This is a genomic window from Kribbella sp. NPDC050459, from assembly GCF_040655315.1.
Lineage (GTDB): Bacteria > Actinomycetota > Actinomycetes > Propionibacteriales > Kribbellaceae > Kribbella.
Map to the genome: position 1 here is coordinate 231,422 of NZ_JBFAJQ010000007.1, position 23,659 is coordinate 255,080.

A 23,659-nucleotide genomic window follows, 5' to 3' on the forward strand; every position below is an offset into this window, starting at 1 on the left:
AGAGGCAGGTCAAACTGTGAGCCGACGGACTGACCACACGGACACCACGAGCCTCGAGAACTTCCTGCGGCCGATCGTCGAGCAGTTCGGCTGCGACCTGGAGGCCGCGGACATCACCCCGGCCGGGCGCCGCCGCCTGCTGCGCGTCCTGGTCGACCGGGACGGCGGCATCAGTCTCGACGACGTCGCCGAGGTCACCCGGGCCGTCTCCAAGGCGCTCGACGCCGACGACATCATGGGCGAGGGCGCCTACACGCTGGAGGTCTCCAGCCCCGGCGTCGACCGCCCGCTCACCCTGCCCCGGCACTGGCGCCGCAACACCGGCCGGCTGGTCGCGGTCACGCTGACCGCGGGCGGCAAAGTGACAGGCCGGATCAAGTCCGTCTCCGACGAGGCGGCCGAACTGGACGTCGACGGCAAACGGCAGAGCGTCGCGTACGCCGACGTGGCCAAGGCCAAGGTCCAGATCGAGTTCAACCGGGCTGCCGGCAACGACGAACCAGAAACACCTGCCGACGGCACGGTGGAGGAGAACTGACATGGACATCGACATGGCCGTGCTGCGGTCGCTGGAACGGGAGAAGGACATCTCCCTGGACGTGGTCGTCGAGGCGATCGAGCAGGCGCTGCTCGTCGCATACCACCGCACCGAGGGCGCGCAGCAGCACGCCCGCGCCGAGCTGGACCGCAAGACCGGGCACGTGACCGTCTTCGCCCGTGAGCTCGCCGAGGACGGCACCCTGGCCCGGGAGTACGACGACACCCCGGCCGACTTCGGCCGGATCGCGGCCACCACGGCCAAGCAGATCATCCTGCAGCGGCTGCGCGACGCCGAGGACGAGGTCCGGTACGGCGAGTTCTCCGGCAAGGAGGGCGACATCGTCTCCGGCGTCGTCCAGCAGGGCCGTGACCCGCGCTCGGTGATGGTCGACCTCGGCAAGATCGAGGCCGTGCTGCCGGCGCCCGAGCAGGTGCCGGGGGAGAAGTACGAGCACGGCTCGCGCCTGCGGGTGTACGTCGTCGGTGTCCGGAAGGGCTTCAAGGGCCCGCAGATCACCGTCAGCCGCACCCACCCGAACCTGGTGAAGAAGCTGTTCGCGCTGGAGGTCCCGGAGATCGCCGACGGCACCGTCGAGATCACCGCGATCGCCCGTGAGGCTGGTCACCGGACCAAGATCGCGGTCCGGACGCTGAACCCGTCGGTGAACGGCAAGGGCGCCTGCATCGGGCCGATGGGTCAGCGGGTGCGCAACATCATGCACGAGCTGCACGGTGAGAAGATCGACATCATCGACCACAGCGACGATCCGGCGACGTTCGTCGGGAATGCGCTGTCCCCGGCGCAGGTTACGTCTGTAGAGGTGGTCGACGCCGCTGCCCGTGCGGCGCGCGTCGTCGTGCCCGACTACCAGTTGTCGCTCGCGATCGGCAAGGAGGGGCAGAACGCCCGCCTGGCCGCCCGTCTCACCGGCTGGCGGATCGACATCCGCCCGGATACCGATGTGACTGCCGGGAGCGAGAAGGTAGACTGATCTCTCGGTCGGTCGACTGAGTCGCAACCACACCCAGGAAACAAGTGACAGAGACGGCAGACGCGCGCCCAGGCAAGCCTCGGGAGCGCACCTGCATCGGGTGCCGGAAGCGATCCGGTCCGGCTGACCTGCTGCGGATGACGGTTTCCGGAGGACTCGTCCTTCCGGATCCCGGGCACCGGGCACCCGGACGCGGGGCGCACCTGCACCCCACGACCGAGTGCTTCGACCTCGCCGTCCGGCGCAAGGCGTTCCCACGGGCCTTCCGGGTCCCGGGGCCGCTCGACGTGACCGGGCTGCGGGACCACGTCGCGCAGCGTGATAAGTAAGAAGCAGTGCAAATGGCGGCCGGCAGGCCGTCCGCGGCGGTCCGACCGGATCGTCCGTGACCGACATGAAGGCGGGTCATCGACTCATGACCACTCGATGAGTGTCTACCGATGAGTGCAAAGCGATGAGCACGTACGTCAACTAACGGTCCGCGCCCAGGCTCGGACCAGAGGGAGAGTAGTGGCAAAGGTCCGGGTCTACGAGCTCGCGAAGGAGCTCGGAGTTACCAGCAAGGTCGTTCTGACCAGACTGAACGACATGGGCGAGTTCGTCCGATCGGCATCCTCGACCATCGAGGCACCTGTCGTTCGGCGGTTGGCGGAGGAGTTCGAGAAGAACCCGCCGAAGAAGCGCGCGGCCAAGAAGGCCGCCGCGAGCACGTCTGCCGCGCCGCAGGCGACCGCACCGGTCGCGCCGGCGCCGAAGCCGGCCCAGCCGGCGACCCCGAAGGCTCCGGCCGAGCGCCCCGCGCCGGCCGCTGAGGTGCGCACCGAGCCGGCTCCGGCCGTCGAGGCGCCCGCGGCCGAGGCCGCGCCGGTCAAGTCCGCTTCGGCCCCGGGTGCCAAGCCGGGTCCGCGTCCGGGCCCGAAGCCGGGTCCGCGCCAGGAGACCGCTCCGGTGGAGCAGGCTCCGGCCGCGTCCGCTCCGGCCGAGTCCGCTCCGGCGGCGAAGGCGGAGACCCCGGCGGCCCCGTCGTTCGAGGCTCCGGCCGCGCAGGCGGCTCCGGCCCCGGCGCCGGCTCCGCGCCGGACCGGCGGCGACTCCGCGGCCCGTCCGGGTCCGCGTCCGGCCGCGCCGGGTGCGACCCCGCGTCCGGGCGGCCAGGGTTCCGGCCCGCGTCCGGGTGGTTCGGGCGGTCCGGGTGCCGGTCCGCGTCCGGGTGCGCCCCGTCCGGGTGCCCCGCGTCCCGGTGCGCCCCGTTCGGGCGGCCAGGGTGGCGGCGGCCCGCGTCCGGGTGCTCCGCGTCCGGGCAACAACCCGTTCAGCTCGACCCAGGGCATGCAGCGCGGTGGACCGCGCCCCGGCCCGGGTGGTGGCGGCGGCGACCGGCAGGGCGCTCCGAGCCCGGCCGGGATGGCTCCGCGGCCGCCGCAGGGTCGTGGCGGTGAGCGTGGCGGCGAGCGCGGCGGCAGCGACCGCCCGCGTTCGGGTGGTGTGCCGGGCGCCCCGCGTCCGAACCCGGCGATGATGCCGAAGTCCTCGGCCGGCACGTTCACCGGTCGTCCCGGTGGCGGCTCCGGCGGTCCCGGCGGTCCCGGCGGTGGCGGTCGCGGTCGTCCCGGCGGCGGTCCGGGTGCCGGTCCGCGCAGCGGTGGCGGCGGCGGTGGCGGCGGCTTCCGTCCGGGTGGCGGCGGCCCCAGCGGCCCGCCCGGTGGCGGCGGTGGCCGTCCGGGTCCGGGCAACCGCGGCCGTGGCGGCACGCAGGGCGCCTTCGGGCGTCCGGGCGGTCCGGCGCGGCGTGGGCGCAAGTCGAAGCGGGCCAAGCGCCAGGAATTCGACAACATGCAGGCTCCGGCCGTCGGCGGCGTGCGCGTCAAGCACGGTGACGGCGAGGTCGTGAAGCTGCCTCGCGGCGCGTCCCTGACGGACTTCGCCGAGAAGGTCGGCGTCGACCCGGCGTCGCTGGTCCAGGTGCTGTTCCACCTCGGTGAGATGGTGACCGCGACCCAGTCGGTGAACGAGGAGACGCTCGAGCTGCTCGGCACCGAGCTGAACTACGACGTCCAGATCGTCTCGCCGGAGGACGAGGACCGCGAGCTGCTGCAGTCCTTCGACATCGAGTTCGGCAACGACGAGGGCGACGAGGGCGACCTGGCTCCGCGGCCGCCGGTGGTGACCGTCATGGGTCACGTCGACCACGGTAAGACGAAGCTGCTGGACGCGATCCGGATGGCGAACGTCGTGGCCGACGAGGCCGGCGGTATCACCCAGCACATCGGTGCGTACCAGGTGACCACCGAGGTCGACGGCGAGCAGCGGGCGATCACCTTCGTCGACACCCCGGGTCACGAGGCGTTCACCGCCATGCGTGCCCGTGGTGCGCAGGCCACCGACATCGTCATCCTGGTGGTCGCGGCCGACGACGGCGTGATGCCGCAGACGATCGAGGCGCTGAACCACGCCCGTGCGGCGGGTGTCCCGATCGTGGTCGCGGTGAACAAGATCGACGTCCCGGCGGCGGACCCGGCCAAGGTGCGCGGTCAGCTGACCGAGTACGGCCTGGTGCCCGAGGAGTACGGCGGCGACACGATGTTCGTCGACGTCTCGGCGAAGTCCCGGATCAACATCGACGGCCTGCTCGAGGGCGTCGTGCTGACCGCGGACGCGGCGCTGGACCTGCGGGCCAACCCGCACATGCACGCCGAGGGCATCGCGATCGAGGCGAACCTCGACAAGGGCCGTGGTCCGGTGGCGACCGTGCTCGTGCAGCGCGGCACGCTCCGGGTCGGCGACTCGATGGTGGTCGGCCCGGCGTACGGCCGGGTCCGGGCCATGCTCGACGAGCACGGCAACAACGTCGAGGAGGCGACCCCGTCGCGTCCGGTCCTGGTGCTCGGTCTGACCGCGGTGCCGGGAGCGGGTGACAAGTTCCTGGTGGTCGACGACGACCGCCGCGCGCGGCAGATCGCCGAGAAGCGGGAAGCCCGCGCCCGGGCGGCCGCCAACGCCAAGCGTCGCGTCCGCCGGACCCTCGAGGACTTCATGGCCTCGATGGAGAAGGGCGAGGCCCAGGAGCTGCTGCTGATCCTCAAGGGCGACGTGTCCGGTTCGGTCGAGGCGCTGGAAGACGCCCTGGTCCGGATCGAGGTCGGCGACGAGGTCAACCTGCGGATCATCGACCGCGGTGTCGGTGCGATCAACGAGAACGACGTCAACCTGGCCATCGCGTCGAACGCCGTCATCATCGGCTTCAACGTGCGGCCGGCGGGCAAGGCCGGTGACCTGGCCGAGCGCGAGGGCGTGGATGTCCGGTACTACTCGGTCATCTACTCGGCGATCGACGACATCGAGGCCGCGCTGAAGGGCATGCTGAAGCCGATCTACGAGGAGGTCACCCTCGGCCAGGCGGAGATCCGCGAGATCTTCCGCTCCTCGAAGGTGGGCAACATCGCCGGTTGCTGGGTGACCAGCGGCCTGCTCAAGCGCAACGCGAAGGTCCGGTTGATCCGGGACGGCTCGGTCGTCCTCGACAACACCGAGCTGTCGTCGCTGAAGAGGTTCAAGGACGACGCGTCCGAGGTCCGCGAGGGCTTCGAGTGCGGTCTGACGATCAACAACTTCAACGACATCAAGATCGGCGACGTCGTCGAGGCGTTCGAGCTCCGCGAGAAGCCGCGCAGCTGACAGTGCAATGACAGTAGGCGGTGACCCGGCGCGGGTCACCGAGGAGTAGCGTCCGGAGAGACTGCGGTCTCTCCGGACGTTGTTCATGAATGAGGGAGTGAGCCCTGATGGGTGAAGCAAGGGCGAAGCAGCTGGCCGACCGGATCCAGGTGCTCGTCGCGGAGCTGCTGGAGCGCCGGGTCAAGGACCCGCGGCTCGGGTTCGTCACGGTCACCGACGCCCGGCTGACCGGTGACCTGCGCGAGGCCAGCATCTTCTACACGGTGTACGGCGACGAGCAGGCGCGGGCGAACACCGCGGCCGCGCTGGAGTCGGCGCGCGGCCTGATCCGCAGCGAGGTCGGCAAGGCGCTCGGGCTGCGGCACACGCCGAGCGTGGCGTTCTTCCTGGACGCCGTCCCGGAGACCGCGGGGCACATCGAGGAGCTGCTCGAGAAGGCCCGGATGGCCGACGCCGAGGTGGCCAAGGCCGCCGCGGGTGCGAAGCCGGCCGGTGACGCCGACCCGTACAAGCACAAGGACGACGACGAGGACGAGCAGGACTGAGGCCGGCGTTGAGCTCTGAGTTCACGGCGGCGTCGGACGGGATCGTGGTCGTCGACAAGCCGGCCGGGATGACCTCGCACACCGTCGTCGCCCGGATCCGCCGGCTGGCGGGCACCCGGAAGGTCGGCCACGCCGGCACGCTGGACCCGATGGCGACCGGCGTCCTGGTCGTCGGCCTGAACCGCGCGACCCGGCTGCTCGGCCACCTGCAACTCGCCGACAAGTCCTACGACGCGACGATCCGGCTCGGCGCCACCACGACGACCGACGACGCCGAGGGCGAGATTCTCACCACCGCGGCGGTCGACGGCGTGACGGCCGAGGCGATCTCGACGGCCGTCGCGGCGTACCGCGGGGAGATCTCGCAGGTGCCGTCGAAGGTGTCCGCGATCAAGGTCGACGGGAAGCGGGCGTACGAGCGGGTGCGGGCGGGCGAGGAGGTCGCGCTCAAGGCGCGCGCCGTGACCATCTCGCGGTACGACGTGCTGGACGTGCGGGTCGCCCCGGACGGGATCGACGTCGACGTGTCGGTGGACTGCTCCAGCGGGACGTACATCCGCGCGCTCGCGCGGGACCTGGGCACGGACCTCGGCGTGGGCGGTCACCTGACCGCGCTGCGGCGTACCCGGGTCGGTTCGTTCGGCCTGGCCGCCGCGCATTCGCTGGAGTCGCTGGCGAAGTCGTTCGACTGGCTGCCGATCGCGGACGTTGCCGCCGGCACCTTCCCGCGGTTCGACGCCGACGAGACGCAGACCGCGGCGATCCGCACCGGCCGTCCGCTGCCGGGCCTCGACCTGGAGGCCGGTCAGACCGCGATGTTCGCCCCCGACGGCACGTTCCTCGCCCTGTACGAGCCGCACGGCCCGCTCGCCAAGCCGACGGCGGTCTTCGTCAGCTGATCCTCCTGGGTACCGGGAGGTATGGGCGACGAGGAGCTGACGGCCGAGTTCGGCGTGGTGGCCGAGTGGACCGCTGACGTCGTCGACGAGCTCGGGCCGGAGTACGCGATCGTCGCGGGCTGCCGGGGGAGCGGGGACCCGGCGTTGCTGGATTGGCTGGCTCAGGCCTGTGGCGTGGGTCCTGAGACGGCGCTGGTCGATGTCGGCGCGGGGGTGGGCGGAGCGGCCGCCTGGGTCGCGGAGACGTACGGCGCCCGGGCCGCGCTGGTCGAGCCGATGGAGGCGGCCTGCCGGGCGGCGCGGCGGATGTTCGGGTGGGACGCGGTCCGGGCGCGCGGCCAGGCGCTGCCGTTCGGCGACGGGCAGTTCGACGTGGCCTGGTGCGTCGGGGTGCTGTGCACGGTGCACGAGAAGCGGGCTTTGCTGCACGAGATCGCGCGGGTGCTGCGGCCGGGCGGCTCGCTCGGGATGACCGTGCTGGTGGCGGATCCTGCGTTGCACAGCGCCGTACCGATGGGGAACGAGTTTCCGGGGGCGGACGAGGTGCGGGACCTGATCGCCGGGGCAGGGCTGACCCTGCGGGAGTCGACCGAGGCGCCGAACGGAACGACGCCCACCGAGTGGGTCCTGAAGGCGGACCAGGTGGACGAAATGCTGCGGAAGCAGCACCGGAAGGACCAAGCCTGGCGCGACTCCGAGGAGCAGGGCCGCAAGCTGTCCCACCTGCTCAGCACCCGCCAGGTCACCACCCGCCTGCTGCACGCGACGAAATCTGTCGGTGCGCCAGGCTAGCGTGCGGTGGCATGAAATACGGGTTCGTGATGGCGTACGGCGATGCGCGGGACGCGGCCGACCTGGCGGTGCTCGCCGAGGAGCACGGCTGGGACGGGTTCTTCGTGTGGGAGTCGATCTGGGGTATCGACGCCTGGGTGATGCTCGGCGCCGCGGCGATGACGACGGAGCGGATCAGGCTGGGGACGATGCTCACGCCGCTGCCGCGCCGCAAGCCGTGGGACGTGGCGGGACAGACGTCGACGGTCGACAACCTGAGCGGCGGCCGGGTGATCCTCGCCGTCGGGCTGGGCGTGTCGGGCGACGAGCGGTTCTGGCTGTTCGAGGACGACCCGGGGCGCAAGGTCCGGGCTGAGCTGATGGACGAGTCGCTGGAGATGCTGCAGCACCTGTGGCGGGACCAGCCGTTCGAGTTCACCGGCCGGCACTACCGCTCGGCGAAGGTCGCCGAGCTGATGCCGCCCGCACCGCCGCCGCCGGTCCAGCAGCCGCGGATCCCGACCTGGGTGGTCGGTGCCTGGCCGCGGCCGAAGTCGATGCGCCGGGCCGCGCTCCAGGACGGCTGGCTGCCCGCCTACGTCGTGGCGCCGGGCCAGGAGCGCGGCGAGTGGTCACCGGCGCTCCTGGCCGAAGGCGTCGAGTGGATCCGCCGCGAGCGTGCGAGCCACGGCCTGACCATGGACGGGTACGAGATCGTTGCCGAAGGCTCCACCTCCGCCGACGACGCGGATCCGGCCGCCGCGGTCCGCCCGTGGGCCGACGCGGGCGCGACCTGGTGGATCGACGCGGACTGGTCCTCGATGGACCCGGCCGAGGTCCGCGCGGCCGCCGAGCGCCGGCTCGAGGCCGGTCCGCCCCGCGTCGACTGACTTCGCAACGTAGGCTGGACAGGTGCGTTCTCGTCCGACGTTGGAGTGGGCCCCGGGCCCGGACGTGCTGGCGTTGGAGCCGGGCCGGACGGATGTCGGCCCGGTCGCGGACATCGTGGCCGCCGGGCGGGTCGTCGTCCTGAGCGGCGCCGGGATCTCGACCGAGTCGGGGATACCGGACTACCGCGGTGAGACCGGGAGCCTGCGCACGCACACCCCGATGACGTACGGCGACTTCACCGCGACCGAGGCCGCCCGGCAGCGGTACTGGGCGCGCAGCCACCTCGGCTGGCGCACCATCGCCCGCGCCGCGCCGAACGACGGCCACCGCGCCGTCGCCGCCCTCCAGGCCCGCGGGTACCTGAGCGGCATCATCACCCAGAACGTCGACGGCCTGCACCAGGCGGCCGGCGCCCGCGACGTCGTCGAGCTGCACGGCAACCTCGACCGCGTGATCTGCCTGGACTGCGGTACGACGTCGGCGCGCGAGGTCCTCGACCGCCGCCTCCGGGTGGCCAACCAGGCGTTCACGGCCGAGGCGACCCGGATCAACCCCGACGGCGACGTCGAGCTGCCCGAGGACGTCGTCCGCACGTTCACCGTCGTCCCGTGCACGGTCTGCGGCGGCACCGTGAAACCCGATGTGGTCTTCTTCGGCGAGAACGTCCCGAAGAGCCGCGTCGAGCGCTGCTACCGGCTGATCGACGACGCGAACGCCGTCCTGGTCCTCGGGTCCTCGCTCACGGTGATGTCCGGGTTCCGCTTCGTCCGGCACGCCGCCAAGTCGGGGACGCCGGTGCTGATCATCAACCAGGGCCTGACCCGCGGCGACCCGTACGCGACCTGCAGGGTGAACCTGCCGCTCGGGAGGGCACTGGGGGAACTGCTGGAGGAAACCACCGGGCCGAGCCACGCGTGAGGTGGCCCGGCCCGTGGTCCGCGGTACGGATTGGAAAGGGTCAGCGTTGCGCGCTGGTCCGTACGCGGTTCGTGGAGACCTCGAGGGCCTGAGGGGAGGCAGCGGCCTGCTTCGCCAGGGCACGGGCCTTGGCCGCCCAGGCGGACTGCTCGGCTGCGGTCACGACCGGCGCCTGGCCGGTCAGCGTCTTGTAGGTGAGGGAGGCCATCCCGGCCTCGCCCTCGTAGCGCGGGTGGTAGTTCAGCGCCCGCAGCAGGTTGATGTCCTTGCCCTGGATCCAGGCCTGCCCGTCCGGCGCGCACGCGTCGTGCCCGGTGGACGGCGTGAAGGTGTCGACGTACGTCGCGCCGCCGGCCGCGGCGGCACCGGCGACGGCCGCGTTCAGCGCCTGCTCGATCGAGTACAGGTACGCGTAGTCGCCGTCCGCGAACGGCAGGATCGACGGGCAGGTGCCGTGCTCCGGCGCGATCTTCGGGTACCCGACCAGCACGATCGTCGCCTGCGGCGCCCGGGCCCGGATGCCCTGGACGACGATCGCGATCCGGGTCTGCGTCTGCGTGATCTTCGCCCGCAGCGTGTCGACGCCGTCGACCGTGAAGTGCGCCTTGCAGGGAGCGCCGGCCGGGTCCGAGGCCCGCAGCCCGGGGCAGGTGCCGATGATGTCGCCGAAGACGCCGAAGTCGTTGCCGCCGATCCCGAGCGTCACCAGGTCGGTGTCCGGCGTCAGCGCGTCGAACTGGGGCGCCGCGGTGCCGAGGACCGTGCTCTGCGGCTGGGTCATGTTCGTGGTGTCGGCGCCGCCGCAGCTCACGTCGGTGAACCGCCACACGCCGAGCGCCGCCGCGAGCATCTTCGGGTAGTTGCTGTACGAGCGGGCGCAGCCGAGCGACAGCAGGTCGGCCAGCAGGACGAACGGGGCCGACGTGTACGAGTCGCCGAGCGCGACGTACTTCGTGAACCGCGGCGTCGCGGTGGCCTGGGTGGCGCCGGCCGCGGGCAGGCCGACCACCAGCGTGAGTGCCGCGCAGGCGGCGACCAGACGGCGTAGCTTCACGAGACCTCCCCAGCAGGGCCCACCAGTGCGCCGCCCACCCTAAGTTGAGTCACTGCCCGATTACAAGGGGTGATCGTGGACCTGGTGAAAGCGATCGTCCCGGGGCATGGAATCCTGCTCTCATGCTTGTCTGGCACGGATTGGACGAGGTGAGCCCGGACTTCGGGCCGTCGGTCGTCACCATCGGCAACTTCGACGGCGTGCACCGGGGTCACCAGGAGGTGCTCGCGCACGCCCACGCGCGGGCGGCCGAGCTGGGCGGCCTGCCGGTGGTCGCGATGACCTTCGACCCGCACCCGATGCAGGTGATCCGGCCCGACCGCGCGCCGCTGATGCTCACCGATCCCGCCCGGCGCGCCGAGTTGCTCGGCGAGGCGGGTGCGGACGCGGTGCTGATCCTCCCGTTCACCAAGGAGGTCTCGCACTGGACGCCGGAGGAGTTCATCGAGCGCACGCTGGTGACCGCGCTGCGCGCCAAGGCGATCGTGGTCGGTGAGAACTTCCGGTTCGGGCACAAGGCGGCCGGTCACGTCGACACGCTCCTCCAGGCAGGAGCGCAGTACGGCTTCGAGGTCGACGGGCTGAGCCTCGCGGGCGTCCAGCAGCCGTGGTCGTCGACGTATGTGCGGCAGAAGCTCGCCGACGGCGACGTGGAGGCCGCCGCCGAGGCGCTCGGCCGCCCGCTGCGGGTCACCGGCGTCGTGGTCGAGGGCGACAAGCGCGGTCGTGAGCTCGGCTACCCGACCGCGAACATCCCGGCCGACCCGGGCGCCGCGGTCCCGCAGGACGGTGTGTATGCCGGGTGGCTGACCGTGCTCACGCCGGCGCCGGGCGCCCCGGCGTACCCGGATCCGCTGCCCGCGGCGATCAGCGTCGGCAGCAATCCGACCTTCGACGGCGTCGACCGGCGGGTGGAGTCGTACGTGCTCGACCGCGACGACCTGGAGCTGTACGGCGCCACGGTCGCGATCGATTTCGTCGCCCGGCTGCGCGGCACCCAGATCCGTTTCGACAGCATCGACGAGCTGCTCGTCCAGATGAAGGCCGACGTCGACGGCGCGCGCCGCCTGCTCAGCACCGGTCCGGGCTGATTAGGGGAGCAGTCCACGGACTGATACGCTGGCTGCTGCCGTCTGAACGGCCGCGGATCGAGAGTGCTCGGGTGAAGAATGCCCCGGTGCGCCGCGCAACGGAAATCGAGAGGATGCCTGTGTCAGCTGTTGACGCTGCTACGAAGAAGAAGATCATGGGCGAGTACGCCCTGACCGAGGGTGACACCGGTTCCCCCGAGGTCCAGGTCGCGCTGCTGACCTACCGGATCAGCCACCTGACCGAGCACCTGAAGGAGCACAAGCACGACCACCACAGCCGTCGTGGCCTGCTGCTGCTCGTCGGTCAGCGCCGCCGGCTGCTGAACTACCTGGCGAAGAAGGACATCAACCGCTACCGATCCCTGATCGAGCGGCTCGGCCTTCGCCGATGACGTCGCGAGGAGCGGCCCCCCGAAACCTGGGTGGCCGCTCCTGGCGTATCCACGCCCCGGCGTGGCACAACTGAATACGGATACAGCAAGACGTACGAGGCGACGCGAAGCGCGTGGCGGGAGGACGACCGGTCCTCGGTAGTGGCTTTCGGGTGGATGCACAACAGGCACCCGCGGGCCTCGATCGAAGACCGGCACCCCGGAAGCTCGCGCCTCGCAGTCGTCACACTGTGAGAGAGGGGTATCCCGTGACGGGATCCACCGGTACGCCCATGGAGGGCACCGAATTCGCCGAGGCCGTGCTCGACAACGGCAGCTTCGGCACGCGCACCATCCGCTTCGAGACGGGCCGTCTGGCCCAGCAGGCCGCCGGCTCCGCCGCGGCGTACCTCGACGGCGACACGATGGTGCTCTCGGCCACCACGGCCAGCAAGAAGCCCAAGGACCAGTTCGACTTCTTCCCGCTGACGGTCGACGTCGAGGAGCGGATGTACGCCGCCGGGCGCATCCCGGGCTCGTTCTTCCGCCGCGAGGGCCGGCCCTCGGAAGAGGCCATCCTGACCTGCCGGCTGATCGACCGCCCGCTGCGGCCGTCGTTCGTCTCCGGCCTGCGCAACGAGATCCAGGTCGTCATCACGGTCCTGGCGCTGAACCCGGACAAGCTGTACGACGTGCTCGCGATCAACGCGGCCTCGATGTCGACGCAGCTCGCCGGCCTGCCGTTCTCCGGCCCGATCGGCGGCGTCCGCGTGGCGCTGATCGAGGGCCAGTGGGTGGCGTTCCCGACCCACACCGAGCTCGAGGACGCGGTCTTCGACATGGTGGTCGCCGGCCGGGTGACCGAGTCCGGTGACGTCGCGATCATGATGGTCGAGGCCGAGTCGACCCCGGGCACCTTCGAGAAGGTCGCCGCCGGTGTCCAGGCGCCGACCGAGGAGATCGTGGCCGAGGGCCTCGAGGCCTCCAAGGCGTTCATCAAGACGCTGGTCGAGGCGCAGGCCGACCTGGCCGCGCGGGCCGCGAAGCCGACCGGCGAGTTCCCGGTCTTCCCGGAGTACGCCGATGACGCGTTCGCCGCGGTCGAGGCCGCCGCGAGCGAGGAGCTGGCGCAGGCGCTGACCATCGCCGGCAAGCACGAGCGTGAGGACGCCACCGACGCGGTCAAGGCCGCCACGGTGGACAAGCTGGCCGCCGACTTCGAGGGCCGCGAGAAGGAGCTGTCCGCAGCCTTCCGCTCGCTGACCAAGAAGCTGGTGCGGCAGCGCGTGCTCAAGGACAAGGTCCGCATCGACGGCCGCGGGCTGGCCGACATCCGGCCGCTCAAGGCGCAGGTGCGGGTGCTGCCGCGGGTGCACGGTTCGGCGCTGTTCGAGCGCGGCGAGACCCAGATCATGGGTGTCACCACGCTGAACATGCTCCGGATGGAGCAGCAGCTGGACACGCTCTCCCCGGAGACCCGCAAGCGCTACATGCACAACTACAACTTCCCGCCGTACTCGACCGGTGAGACCGGCCGGGTGGGTTCGCCGAAGCGCCGCGAGATCGGTCACGGCGCGCTGGCGGAGCGGGCCCTGGTGCCGGTGCTGCCGTCCCGCGAGGACTTCCCGTACGCGCTGCGCCAGGTCTCCGAGGCGCTCGGCTCGAACGGGTCCACCTCGATGGGTTCGGTCTGCGCCTCGACGCTGTCGCTGCTGTCCGCCGGTGTGCCGCTGAAGGCCCCGGTCGCCGGTATCGCGATGGGCCTGATCTCCGGTGAGATCGACGGCGAGACGCAGTACGTCGCGCTGACCGACATCCTGGGCGCGGAGGACGCGTTCGGCGACATGGACTTCAAGGTCGCCGGTACCAAGGACTTCGTCACCGCCCTGCAGCTGGACACCAAGCTGGACGGCATCCCGGCGAGCGTGCTGGCCGGCGCGCTGACCCAGGCCAAGGACGCCCGCCTGACGATCCTGGACGTGATGGCCAAGGCCATCGACGCGCCGGGTGAGATGAGCGAGTTCGCGCCGCGGGTCATCTCGGTGAAGGTCCCGGTCGACAAGATCGGCGAGGTCATCGGCCCGAAGGGCAAGATGATCAACCAGATCACCGAGGACACCGGCGCCGACATCTCGATCGAGGACGACGGCACCGTGTACATCGGCGCGACCGACGGCCCGTCGGCCGAGGCCGCCCGGGCCGCGATCAACGCGATCGCGAACCCGACCATGCCGGAGAAGGGCGAGCGCTACCTGGGCACGGTCGTGAAGACGACCAACTTCGGTGCGTTCATCAGCCTGCTGCCGGGCAAGGACGGCCTGCTGCACATCTCGAAGCTGCGTCCGCTGGCCGGTGGCAAGCGGGTCGAGGCCGTCGAGGACGTGCTGTCGGTCGGGCAGAAGCTGCAGGTCGAGATCGCCGAGATCGACGACCGCGGCAAGCTGTCGCTGATCCCCGTCATCGAGGGTGAGGACGACAAGAAGAAGGACGCCGAGTCCGCCGAGTGACTCGAGCGATCACCAGCACGCTGCTGAGCCCGGAGGCGGGCGGTCCGGTGAAACGGACCGTCCTGCCCTCCGGGCTTCGCGTGCTGTCCCAGTCCGTGCCGGGCTTCCGCTCGGTCACCTTCGGCCTGTGGGTCGGGGTCGGCTCCCGTGACGAGCCGGAGCAGCTGGCCGGCGCGACGCACTTCCTCGAACACCTGCTGTTCAAGGGCACCGAGCGCCGCGACGCGCTGGAGATCTCCGCCGCGATCGACGCGGTCGGCGGCGAGATGAACGCGTTCACCGGCAAGGAGTACACCTGCTACTACGCGCGGGTGCTGGACTCCGACCTGCCGCTCGCGGTCGACGTGGTCTGCGACATGATCACGTCCGCCACCCTCACCGGCGCGGACGTCGAGAGTGAGCGCGACGTCATCGACGAAGAGATCGCGATGCATGCCGACGAGACGTCGGACCACATCCACGACCTGTTCGCGGAGCAGCTGTGGGGCAGGTCCCCGCTGGGCCGCTCGATCACCGGGACGCCGGAATCGGTCGCCGGGCTGTCCCGCCAGCAGGTCGTGGGCTGGTACCGGCGCCGCTACAAGCCGTCCAACATCGTCGTCTCGGTGGCCGGCAACGTCGACCACGCGGACGTCGTCCGGCTGGTCCGGAAGGCGTTCGAGCGGCACTGGGTGACCGCCGAGGCCGAGCCCGTCGCCGTACGGCGAGGTGCCACGCGGCGCGTGCCGACGTACGGCGGGGTGCGGGTGCACCACCGCGACGTCGAGCAGGCGCACCTGGTGCTCGGGATGCCCGGGCTGGTGCGCAGCGACGAACGCCGCTACATCGCCGGTGTCCTGCACGGCATCGTCGGCGGCGGCATGTCGTCGCGGCTGTTCCAGGAGGTGCGGGAGAAGCGCGGCCTGGCGTACTCGGTGTTCACGTTCGGTTCGGCGTATGCCGACTCGGGCATGGTCGGCGTGTACGCGGGCTGCCTGCCGAAGAAGGCGCCCGAGGTCCTGGACGTGATCCGCGGCGAGCTCGAGTCGATTGCCAGCGGCAACATCACGCCCGACGAGCTGCTCCGCGGCAAGGGTCAGATGCGCGGCTCGGTGGTGATGGGCCTGGAGGACACCGGCGCGAAGATGACCCGGATCGCCAAGGCCGAGCTGGTCTACGGCGAACTCCACACCGTCGACGAGATCCTGCACCGGATCGACTCGGTCACCCTGGACGACGTCAGCCAACTCGCCGCCGACCTCTACAAGGGCGCTCCCGCCCTGACCGTCATGGGCCCCTTCCAGGAAGACACCACCGCTTTCACGCTCTGACCAGGCGTACCGGCAAGGACTGGTAGCCGCGCAGGACCAGACGATCACGACGGGCCGGTTCGCCGGCCGGCGTGATGCCGGCGAACCGTTCGCGCAGGCGGCCGAACGCAATCGTGGCTTCGAGCCTGGCCAGGCTGTTGCCGAGGCAGATGTGCGCACCGGCCCCGAAGCTCAACGGCTTGTTGCCGGTGCGCGACGGGTCGAACCTGTCGGGCTGCGGGAATCGCTCGGGGTCGCGGTTGGCCGCGCCGAGCAGGAGGACGAGACCGGCGCCCGCGGGGATGGCGGTGCCGGAGATCTCCGCGTCGATGCGGGCGGTGCGGGTCGTGACCTGCACGGGCGAGTTGTAGCGCAGCACTTCCTCGACGAACGCTTCGTCCGGTACGAGGCTCGGCTCCCGGAGCAGGATCGCGAGGCCGTTGCCGAGCAGGTCCGTGGTGGTCTCGAAGCCCGCCACCAGCAACAGGATCAGGTTAGCGAGTAGCTCCTCGTCCGACAGCCGCCCGTCGCCTGCGTCCCTGGCAGCGACCAGTGCGCTGACCAGACCGTCGGCGCCGGGATCGCGGATCCGGCCGGCGAAGTACTCGCCCAACTCTCGCGCCGCCGCGTCGGCGGAGGCATCGGACGCATCGGTGAGCTCCAGCGCAGCCGTCAGGTCGGAGGCAAGCGGCCGGAAGCGATGCCGGTCGTCCGGCGGTACGCCGAGCAGCTCGCAGATGACCGTGACCGGGAGTTGGAACGCGAACCGGTCCATGAAATCGACCTCGGCCTGAAGGTCGTCGAGCAGATCGTCGAGCAGGCCGTCGACCGCCGCCTCGATCGCGGGTCGCAGCGTGGCGACCCGGCGCGGCGTGAAGACCTGCGCGATCAGCGACCGCATCCGCCCGTGATCCGGTGGGTTCGCCCGTAGGATCGATCGCTGCATCAGCTGCAGCGCGGGCTGGTCCGAAGGCTCGGACGGGATCTCGAAGGCAGGATTCCGCAGTACCTCGTCGGTCGCGGCGTATCCCGCGACCAGGAACACGTCGTCGGTCACCGGCAGCACCGGGCCCAGGCGGTGCACCGCGGCGTACAGCGGGAAGGGATCGGCCCGGCCGGCGGGGGAGAGCAGCTCCTGGAGGATCTCGGTCGCGTTCATGCCCGCCGTCCGAGCAGGACGTAGCCGACGGCGTACAGCGTCGCGCCGGCGACCTCGAAGAGCTGGATCGGGCCGAACCGCGGACCGGACGTGAAAATGAAGAGGCCGCCGAGCGTGTACGCGGTGGCTCCGGCGCCGAGCAGTACACCTGCCACCCGCAGACCGTGCCGGGCCAGGATCCGCCCCAGCCAGACGTAGCCCAGCGGGAAGACGAGCAGCGCCGGGAACACGATCAGCGCGGCGGGGGTGTCGAGATCGGCCGGTTGGTGCACCACGCTCGGCGTGTACTCCGCGCGCACCGGGTTGTGCGAGCCGTCGAAGATGATCAGCGCGAACCAGAACAGGGTGCCGGCCAGGGCGGCGTACCAGGCGCGGAGGTCCCGGCGCTGGGCCAGCTGGTTGCCCAGCGCAATCATGCTCGCGAGGCAGACGACCTGCAGCCCGAGGCCGAGGGCCTGGATGTCGTGCGTGAGCCCGTAGCGCTCGCCGACCGCCGCGATGCTCCAGCCGTCGCGGGCGGGGTGGAGCACTGTCCCGAGCCAGAAGATCGGCCCGCCCGCGAACGCGGTGAGCCGAGCGGTGGTGCGCAGCTGGCGGCGCACGCCGGTCGGTGCCGGAAGGGTCTCGGTCATGGACGCCTCATTTCATTAGAGTGAGTCACTAGCGAACCATTAGAGCTGTGCTCTAGTCAATTGCTATGCTGCTCTCCATGGCGCGACGAGCGGACAAGACCCAGGCGAACCGGCAGCGGATGCGGGAGGCGGCGCAGGTGCTGTTCGCCCGCCGCGGGTATGCCGCGACGTCGATGCAGGCGATCGCCGACGAGGCAGGGATGTCGGTGCAGTCGCTGTACTTCACGTTCGGCACCAAGCGGGCCCTGCTGAGCGAGCTCCTGGACGTCGCGGTCGCCGGCGACGACGAGCCGGTGCCGACGCTCGAGCGTCCCCGGGTGCGGGCCGCGCTCGACGAGCCGGACCCGGAGGCTCAGTTGCGCGAGCAGGCCAGGCTGGCCCGCGAGATCTACGAACGGGTCGCGCCGGTACTTCAGGTCGTCGCGCACGCCGCGACCGCCGACCCCGAGATCCACGAGCTGTGGGAGACCAACAACGCCCAGCGGGCCGTGGTCATGGAGCGGTTCGTCACCGCGCTGGCCGCCAAGACCCCGCTGCGGGAGGACAGTGCGACGGCGATCGACGTCACGCTCGCGTTGCTCAGCCCTGAGCTGTACCACTTCCTGACGGCACGCCGTGGCTGGGAGCCGGCCCGGTGGGAGGCCTGGACCGCGGATGCACTGGTGACACAGCTGCTGCCGGCCAGCTAGGTTGAAACCCGATACGTCACACGTGATCTGCCACTGGATCCCTTGATGCACGGGCTGGGCTCGCTTGCTGGGATGACACGCATTTGACGGCCGACGTGAGCGGCGCCGACCGGCGCGGCTCCGGCCTGCTCTGCGTGGAAGAGGATCGTCGTGCTCGAGGCGTTTCGTACTGCCCGTGAATCGGTTGCCGACGCCGTCCGGATCACTCCGGGATGGCTCGCGCTGTACTCGGTTCTCCAGCTGCTCCTGGCGATCCTGCCGGGCGCACAGGTCGCACTGATCCGGGACCTGATCGAGGCGGACGACCCGTGGGGGCCGTTGCTCGGACTGACCGTCGTGGTCGGGTCGATGTACCCGCTGACGCAGGTGTCGAACGGCGCCGGGCAGCGGATGATGCTGCGATTGCGGCTGGCTCTGCGGGTCGAGCTGACCACAGCGGCGTCCCGGCTGAGCCCGAGCCGGCTGGCCGAGCCCGAGGTGGTGCGCGACTTGGAAGCCAGTCACACGGCGACCCATCCGATGAGCGATGTCGCCGGGAAGCCGGTCCAGGTGCTCAGCGCGGCGGCCACGTCGGTCGTGCTGTGTGTGGCGATCTCGTCGATCAACCTGCTGTCCGGGGTGCTGGTGCTCGCGGCGCTCTTCCCGACGGTCTTCGCGTTCACGCTGATCTCGCGGATGGAGTCGAGAGGCTGGCCGCAGGTGGGTGCGTACGAGCGCAAGGCGGCGTACGCGACCGAGCAGCTCATCCAGCAGCGTCCGGGGACCGAGCTGGCTGTGCTCGGCTCTGGCTGGAAGGTGGCCGAACTGGTCGCCGACGGCCGTGCGAAGGCGACCTGGATCCTCGACCGGATGATCCGTACGGCGATGCTGCTCGAGCTGGCCGCGGCGCTGGCGACGGTCGTGCTGTTCGGCGGAGCGCTGATCGCGCTGGTGGTCGGTGGTGCGAGTGGGGGAGCGGCGGCCGCCGCTGTGGCCGGGACGATCACCGGGCTGAACGCGATCCGCCAGTGCGGGTACGCGTTCGGCAGCATCGTCACCGCGGCGCCGCAGGCCGCGATCTACCGGTGGTTCGTCCGGAGCATCCCGGACCGGCGGCGTCGCGCGGTGGTCAGGACCGTCGATTCCGTTGCCTTGGACAACGTCACCTTCGGCTACCCGGGCGCGGTCGAGCCGACGCTTCGCGACGTCTGCCTCGAGGCGCGCCGGGGCGAACTGGTCGCGCTCGTCGGTGTGAACGGCGCCGGCAAGTCGACGGCGATCAACCTGCTCGTCGGTGCGTTGCGTCCCGACCGTGGCCGGGTGCTGATCGACGGGGCGGATGCCGCCGCGCTGTCCGAGGACGAGCGGCTGGCGCACTTCGGCCTGCTGGTACAGGAGTTCGGGCGCTTCGAGTTCACCCTGCGGGACGCGGTCGGCCTCGGCGCGCCGCACACCGTCGGCGATCAGGATGTCCGGGCGGCGCTGTCCGGCACCTTCGCCGCGGAGTGGCCGTTGGACACCCAGCTCGGGCAGCAGTGGGGTGGCACCGGGATCTCCGGCGGCCAATGGCAGCGGCTCGCGCTGGCCCGGATCCGGTTGCGTGCGGCGGGCGTGTGGATCCTCGACGAGCCGACGTCCGCGATCGACGCCGAGGCGGAGCGCGACATCTTCGCCGAGCTGCGCCGTACCAGCGCCGGCCGGATCACGATCGTGGTGTCACACCGCGCCTGGACGCTGCGAGAGATGGACCGCATCTACGTCATCGACGCCGGCACAGTGGTGCAGCAAGGCACGTACGACGACCTGATGAACCGCCCCGACGGCCGCTTCGCCCGCCTCTTCGCGGCTCAAGGAGAGGTGGCGGGCACTCGGTGAACCTCTGGAATTGCCGTGGTCCACATCGCCTGACCGTAGTTGACTGGGGCCGGTGACCGGATTTCGGGGGTTCGTGTCTGTGGCCTGGCGGTCGGGGCGCGGGCTGTTCGTGGTGACGGTCGCAATGATCGCGCTGTCGGCGGCGGCGCCGATCGGCACCGTGGTGGCGATCGGGCAGGTCGTCGCGGGCGTCGCCGACGCGGACAGCTCCCGAGCGACGACCTGGGCCCTCGTCGGCGCCGGATGCCTGTTGCTGCAATGGATCGCGGGCACCCTGCAGCGTGCGTCGGCGACCGCGCTCGGAGAACAGGTCGACGCGGTGCTGCAGCACGACCTGATGCGGGCGGTGTCCGTGCCCGGCGGCGTACGGCACCTGGAGGATCCGGCGACGGCCGCGCTGGTGGAGGTCGGGCGCGACACGTTGCGCGCCGACTGGGCGCGCCCCGGCCGGCTGGCGAGCACGATCGGCGGTCTGGCCACCGGCCGGATCGTCTTGCTTGCTTCGGGCATCGTCCTTGCCGGGTACCGGTGGTGGCTCGGCGTGGGTCTGCTGGTGGCCGGCGTCTGGGCGGCGTACGAGGACCGGGTCGCGTCCCGCACCGAGGCCGGGCATCACTACGGCGCGTCCGAGTCGGCGCGCCGGATGCGGTACTTCGACGACCTCGGCACCACACCGGCCGCCGCGAAGGAGATCCGCGTGTTCGGATTGCCGGACTTCGTCGTGGGCCGGCACGGGGAGACCTGGACCGCGACGATGCGGGGCGTGCTGAGCCCGTCCGGCCGGCGTCCGCTGATCGCGACCGCGGTGCTCGGCGTCGTCGTCCTGGGCGGCATCGTGCTCGTGGTCCGGGAGGCGGTGGCCGGGCGCGTCCCGGCCGGCGCGACGGCGACGTACGTGCAGACGTTCCTGGTCGCCCTCGGCGGCATCCAGCAATCGTCGTGGTCCGGCCTGCAGACCGAGCTCGCGCTGGCGACACTCGAGCGGTACGACGCGGCGCTGCGGGCGGTCGCGTCTTCAACGCACCCGGCCGCGGCCGGAACGCGGCCGGCGACAGGGATGCCGGCCCGCGGGATCGCCTTCCGTGGCGTGTCTTTCAGCTATCCGGGCAGCAACCGGCAGGTGCTGCGCGACCTCGACCTGGTGATCCCGGCGGGGCAGTCGCTCGCGGTCGTCGGCGCGAACGGCGCAGGCAAGACCAGCCTCGTCAAGCTGCTCTGCGGCTTGTACGAACCGACGCGCGGAACGATCGCGATCGACGAGACAGAGCTGCCGGAACTCGACGTCAACGACTGGCGGCGCAGGCTGGCGGTGGTGTTCCAGCATCCGCTGCGGCTCCCGATGTCGGCGTACGACAACGTCCGGTTCGGCCGCGCCGCCGCCGCGCCGGACACGGCCCTCGACCGGGCCGGCGCGACGAGCGTCGTCGAGGCATTGCCGAATGGCTGGCAAACGGTGCTCTCGGCCGAGTTCGACGGCGGGGTCGAGCTCTCCGGCGGCGAGTGGCAGCGGCTGGGGCTGGCGCGAGCGCTGTACGCCGTGGAGCAGGGAGCGTCCGTGCTGGTGCTGGACGAGCCGGCCGCGCACCTGGACGCCCGGTCGGAGGCGGAGCTGTACCGGCGGTTCCTCGACCTGACGGCCGGGCTGACGACGATCGTGATCTCGCACCGGTTCTCCACCGTGCGGCAGGCGTCGTCGATCGTCGTCCTCGACGAGGGCCGGATCGTCGAGCAGGGATCGCACGACGAGTTGCTCGAGCTCGACGGGACCTACGCACACCTGTTCCGGCTGCAGGCGGCCCGTTTCGAGGACCTGGCATGAGGTCCTGGATCGCCACCGCCCGCCTGCTGGCCGGCCTCGGGTGGGAGATCGGGCCGGGGCTGTTCACGCTCTACACCATGCTGACGATGTCGAGTTTCGTCAGCCCGTTGCTGGTCGCGCTCGGCGTCCGGCCGTTGGTCGACGGCGTCCTCGCGGGCGAACCGCGGCAGGTGATCGCCGGCGGTGTCGCGGTGGCCTTCGCGCTGACCTTCGTGCTGACGGCACCGATCGGGTACCGGTGGGCGACGATCCGGATGCGCGAACGATCCAGCTTCGTCGCCGAGCGCCGCGTACTCGGGCTGGCCACGAGCGCGCCGCAGATCCATCACTTCGAGCGGCCCGAGTTCCTGGACCGCCTGCAGTCGCTGCGGCGAGAGGCGGCGGAGCTCGCGGACAGCGTCACGATGCCGTTCATCGGTCTGTTCGTCGTCACCCAGTTGGTGATCAGCACCGTCCTGCTGGCACAGCTGAAACCGGTTTTGGCCTTGCTGCCCCTGGTCGCGATTCCTTCGCTGTGGTTAAGCCGCCGGGCCGAAAGCATCCGTCGACGGTCGGAGCTGGAAGCGGCTCCGCACCGACGGCTCGCGCAGCAACTCTTCATGGTGTCGGTCGCACCGTCGTCGGCGCAGGAGATTCATGTCGCGTCGCTGAGCGAGGAACTGCTGCGTCGTCACCATGAGGCGGCCGGCGCGGCCAACCGGATCGCCCGAGCGGCGCTGTTCCGGTCGGTCGCGGTCGGGGCCGCCGGCTGGGCGGTGTTCCCGCTCGCGTACGTCGTCGCGCTGGTGATCATCCTGCGCGAGGCGATGGCCGGACGGGTCACTCCCGGCGATGTGGCCCTGGCGCTCGCCCTCGCCGGTGCCGTGGTGAGCGCGGCGAACCGCGTCCTGGACCTGGCAGGCACCGTACTGCGCGTGCGCACGACGGCCGAGCACTACTTCTGGCTCAGCGCGCAGGCCCGGCAGGAACCGGGCACGGCGCCCGTCCCCGACCGCCTGGCGAACGGGATCGAGCTGCGCCAGGTGACCTTCGGCTACGGCTCCGACGACCGCCCAGCCGTTCAGGATGTGGACCTGTTCCTGCCCGCGGGCCGGACGGTCGCAATCGTCGGCGAGAACGGCGCGGGCAAGTCGACGCTCGTCAAGCTCCTCACCGGGATGTATCGGCCCGCCGCGGGGGAGATCCTCGTCGACGGCGCCGATCTCGCCGCGTTCGACCTCGAGCAGTACCGGCAGCGGGTGAGCGCCGGCTTCCAGGACTTCGTCCGCTATCAGCTCACGGCCGGCGAAGCGGTCGCGGTCGGCGGGTTGTCCGAGTCGCCCGAGCAGGTCCGGTCCGCGCTCGTCAAGGCCGACGCGACCTTCGTCGACGCGTTGCCGCACGGTGCCGACACCCCCTTGGGGACGTCGTGGGCCGACGGTGTCGAACTGTCCGGCGGGCAATGGCAGAAGCTGGCGATCGCCCGCGCGCTCGTCCGGCCCGCGCCGCTGCTGATGATCATGGACGAGCCGAGCGCGTCGCTGGATCCGCAGACCGAGGCAGCGCTGTTCGACCGGTTGGCCGCCGAGGCGCGCGCGGGACGTGCCGACGGGCGCATCACCCTGCTGATCTCACATCGCTTCTCCACGGTGCGGTCGGCGGATCTCATCGTCGTCCTGGAGCGCGGCCGCGTGGTCGAACGTGGCACGCACGAGGAGCTGCTGGCGTACGGCGGTACGTATGCCGAGCTTTACCGACTGCAAGCGGCCGGTTACCGCTGACACTGCGCAACTGTGCGCAGTGACGAGTTTCGCACAAATCTGACCTGTCATCAGATGACTCCGGCGGACTGATCTGATTAAGTGAGGGCTCGCTCCGGAAGCGACCGCTGGTCATCTGAGGTCTTGGCAAAGTAACGCCTACGTTACGCGCCGCCGCTTTGCGCCTGACAACGTTGACATGCGCAGTTTCGACCAGCCACCAT

Annotated in this window: 20 protein-coding genes; 17 read left to right on the plus strand and 3 right to left on the minus strand. The window is 71.0% G+C overall.

Annotated elements, in window-relative coordinates; all coding sequences use genetic code 11:
* Positions 1–16 precede the first annotated feature (16 nt).
* The 9 genes from rimP (at position 17) to AB0I12_RS23970 (ending at position 9,231) form a co-directional block, all read left to right on the plus strand.
* Positions 17–538 carry a ribosome maturation factor RimP gene (gene rimP, locus AB0I12_RS23930; protein ID WP_359933503.1) on the plus strand — a complete coding sequence of 174 codons (522 nt, stop codon included), beginning with the start codon at positions 17–19 and terminating at the stop codon, positions 536–538.
* A gap of 1 nt (position 539) precedes the next feature.
* The gene (nusA, locus tag AB0I12_RS23935; protein WP_359933505.1) at positions 540–1,532 is read left to right on the plus strand and encodes a transcription termination factor NusA; all 993 of its coding nucleotides are present in this window, start codon (positions 540–542) and stop codon (positions 1,530–1,532) included.
* Between the two features lie 44 nt (positions 1,533–1,576).
* The gene (locus AB0I12_RS23940) at positions 1,577–1,861 is read left to right on the plus strand and encodes a YlxR family protein (RefSeq protein WP_359933507.1); all 285 of its coding nucleotides are present in this window, start codon (positions 1,577–1,579) and stop codon (positions 1,859–1,861) included.
* Positions 1,862–2,042: 181 nt separating this feature from the next.
* Positions 2,043–5,207 carry a translation initiation factor IF-2 gene (gene infB, locus AB0I12_RS23945; protein WP_359933509.1) on the plus strand — a complete coding sequence of 1,055 codons (3,165 nt, stop codon included), beginning with the start codon at positions 2,043–2,045 and terminating at the stop codon, positions 5,205–5,207.
* A gap of 107 nt (positions 5,208–5,314) precedes the next feature.
* The gene (gene rbfA, locus AB0I12_RS23950; RefSeq protein WP_355480019.1) at positions 5,315–5,752 is read left to right on the plus strand and encodes a 30S ribosome-binding factor RbfA; all 438 of its coding nucleotides are present in this window, start codon (positions 5,315–5,317) and stop codon (positions 5,750–5,752) included.
* An 8-nt stretch (positions 5,753–5,760) separates the two neighbouring features.
* Positions 5,761–6,651, plus strand: coding sequence for a tRNA pseudouridine(55) synthase TruB (gene truB, locus AB0I12_RS23955; RefSeq protein ID WP_359933511.1), 891 nt, complete (start codon positions 5,761–5,763; stop codon positions 6,649–6,651).
* 21 nt (positions 6,652–6,672) lie between these two features.
* Positions 6,673–7,443, plus strand: coding sequence for a class I SAM-dependent methyltransferase (locus AB0I12_RS23960; RefSeq protein ID WP_359933513.1), 771 nt, complete (start codon positions 6,673–6,675; stop codon positions 7,441–7,443).
* 11 nt (positions 7,444–7,454) lie between these two features.
* Entirely contained in the window at positions 7,455–8,312 is an 858-nt protein-coding gene (locus AB0I12_RS23965; RefSeq protein WP_359933515.1) for an LLM class flavin-dependent oxidoreductase, read from the plus strand.
* A 22-nt stretch (positions 8,313–8,334) separates the two neighbouring features.
* Positions 8,335–9,231 carry an NAD-dependent protein deacetylase gene (locus tag AB0I12_RS23970; RefSeq protein WP_359933516.1) on the plus strand — a complete coding sequence of 299 codons (897 nt, stop codon included), beginning with the start codon at positions 8,335–8,337 and terminating at the stop codon, positions 9,229–9,231.
* Between the two features lie 40 nt (positions 9,232–9,271).
* Here AB0I12_RS23970 and AB0I12_RS23975 read toward each other — a convergent pair whose 3' ends face one another.
* The gene (locus tag AB0I12_RS23975; RefSeq protein ID WP_359933518.1) at positions 9,272–10,285 is read right to left on the minus strand and encodes an SGNH/GDSL hydrolase family protein; all 1,014 of its coding nucleotides are present in this window, start codon (positions 10,283–10,285) and stop codon (positions 9,272–9,274) included.
* Positions 10,286–10,407: 122 nt separating this feature from the next.
* Here AB0I12_RS23975 and AB0I12_RS23980 point away from each other — a divergent pair, with 122 nt between their 5' ends.
* The 4 genes from AB0I12_RS23980 (at position 10,408) to AB0I12_RS23995 (ending at position 15,564) form a co-directional block, all read left to right on the plus strand.
* The gene (locus tag AB0I12_RS23980) at positions 10,408–11,376 is read left to right on the plus strand and encodes a bifunctional riboflavin kinase/FAD synthetase (RefSeq protein ID WP_359933520.1); all 969 of its coding nucleotides are present in this window, start codon (positions 10,408–10,410) and stop codon (positions 11,374–11,376) included.
* A gap of 113 nt (positions 11,377–11,489) precedes the next feature.
* Positions 11,490–11,768 (plus strand): 30S ribosomal protein S15, encoded by a 279-nt coding sequence (gene rpsO / locus AB0I12_RS23985; protein WP_359933522.1) that lies wholly within the window; start codon positions 11,490–11,492, stop codon positions 11,766–11,768.
* A gap of 272 nt (positions 11,769–12,040) precedes the next feature.
* Positions 12,041–14,254 carry a polyribonucleotide nucleotidyltransferase gene (locus AB0I12_RS23990; RefSeq protein WP_359933789.1) on the plus strand — a complete coding sequence of 738 codons (2,214 nt, stop codon included), beginning with the start codon at positions 12,041–12,043 and terminating at the stop codon, positions 14,252–14,254.
* A complete protein-coding gene (locus AB0I12_RS23995) occupies positions 14,251–15,564 on the plus strand; it encodes a pitrilysin family protein (protein WP_359933524.1) in 1,314 nt (437 codons plus the stop codon). The genes AB0I12_RS23990 and AB0I12_RS23995 overlap by 4 nt, the downstream gene beginning before the upstream one ends.
* Here AB0I12_RS23995 and AB0I12_RS24000 read toward each other — a convergent pair.
* Together AB0I12_RS24000 and AB0I12_RS24005 are read right to left on the minus strand one after the other, a co-directional pair.
* A complete protein-coding gene (locus tag AB0I12_RS24000) occupies positions 15,554–16,702 on the minus strand; it encodes a cytochrome P450 (protein WP_359933526.1) in 1,149 nt (382 codons plus the stop codon). The genes AB0I12_RS23995 and AB0I12_RS24000 overlap by 11 nt on opposite strands.
* Complete coding sequence (locus AB0I12_RS24005; RefSeq protein WP_359933528.1) at positions 16,699–17,334, minus strand: hypothetical protein; 636 nt, start codon at positions 17,332–17,334, stop codon at positions 16,699–16,701. Before AB0I12_RS24005 ends, AB0I12_RS24000 begins: the two co-directional genes overlap by 4 nt.
* Before the next feature lie 77 nt (positions 17,335–17,411).
* On the opposite strand from AB0I12_RS24005, the gene AB0I12_RS24010 reads away from it, so the two are divergent.
* From AB0I12_RS24010 to AB0I12_RS24025, 4 genes are all read left to right on the plus strand, one after another.
* On the plus strand, positions 17,412–18,023 hold the full coding sequence (locus tag AB0I12_RS24010) for a helix-turn-helix domain-containing protein (protein ID WP_359933530.1): 612 nt from the start codon (positions 17,412–17,414) through the stop codon (positions 18,021–18,023).
* Positions 18,024–18,173: 150 nt separating this feature from the next.
* Positions 18,174–19,877, plus strand: coding sequence for an ABC transporter ATP-binding protein (locus AB0I12_RS24015; RefSeq protein WP_359933532.1), 1,704 nt, complete (start codon positions 18,174–18,176; stop codon positions 19,875–19,877).
* Between the two features lie 52 nt (positions 19,878–19,929).
* Positions 19,930–21,696: an ABC transporter ATP-binding protein gene (locus tag AB0I12_RS24020; protein WP_359933534.1), complete on the plus strand. Its 1,767-nt coding sequence runs from the start codon at positions 19,930–19,932 to the stop codon at positions 21,694–21,696.
* Positions 21,693–23,456, plus strand: a complete 1,764-nt coding sequence (locus AB0I12_RS24025; protein ID WP_359933536.1) for an ABC transporter ATP-binding protein — start codon at positions 21,693–21,695, stop codon at positions 23,454–23,456. Before AB0I12_RS24020 ends, AB0I12_RS24025 begins: the two co-directional genes overlap by 4 nt.
* The last annotated feature ends 203 nt before the right edge of the window (positions 23,457–23,659 follow it).

Bases quoted from the DNA above. Each gene is read 5' to 3' on its own strand.
- nusA (WP_359933505.1), top strand. From the start codon at position 540: ATGGACATCGACATGGCCGTGCTGCGGTCGCTGGAACGGGAGAAGGAC.
- rbfA (WP_355480019.1), top strand. From the start codon at position 5,315: ATGGGTGAAGCAAGGGCGAAGCAGCTGGCCGACCGGATCCAGGTGCTC.
- AB0I12_RS23960 (WP_359933513.1), top strand. From the start codon at position 6,673: ATGGGCGACGAGGAGCTGACGGCCGAGTTCGGCGTGGTGGCCGAGTGG.
- AB0I12_RS23965 (WP_359933515.1), top strand. From the start codon at position 7,455: ATGAAATACGGGTTCGTGATGGCGTACGGCGATGCGCGGGACGCGGCC.
- AB0I12_RS23980 (WP_359933520.1), top strand. From the start codon at position 10,408: ATGCTTGTCTGGCACGGATTGGACGAGGTGAGCCCGGACTTCGGGCCG.
- rpsO (WP_359933522.1), top strand. From the start codon at position 11,490: ATGCCTGTGTCAGCTGTTGACGCTGCTACGAAGAAGAAGATCATGGGC.
- AB0I12_RS23990 (WP_359933789.1), top strand. From the start codon at position 12,041: ATGGAGGGCACCGAATTCGCCGAGGCCGTGCTCGACAACGGCAGCTTC.
- AB0I12_RS24000 (WP_359933526.1), bottom strand. From the start codon at position 16,702: ATGAACGCGACCGAGATCCTCCAGGAGCTGCTCTCCCCCGCCGGCCGG.
- AB0I12_RS24005 (WP_359933528.1), bottom strand. From the start codon at position 17,334: ATGACCGAGACCCTTCCGGCACCGACCGGCGTGCGCCGCCAGCTGCGC.
- AB0I12_RS24010 (WP_359933530.1), top strand. From the start codon at position 17,412: ATGGCGCGACGAGCGGACAAGACCCAGGCGAACCGGCAGCGGATGCGG.
- AB0I12_RS24025 (WP_359933536.1), top strand. From the start codon at position 21,693: ATGAGGTCCTGGATCGCCACCGCCCGCCTGCTGGCCGGCCTCGGGTGG.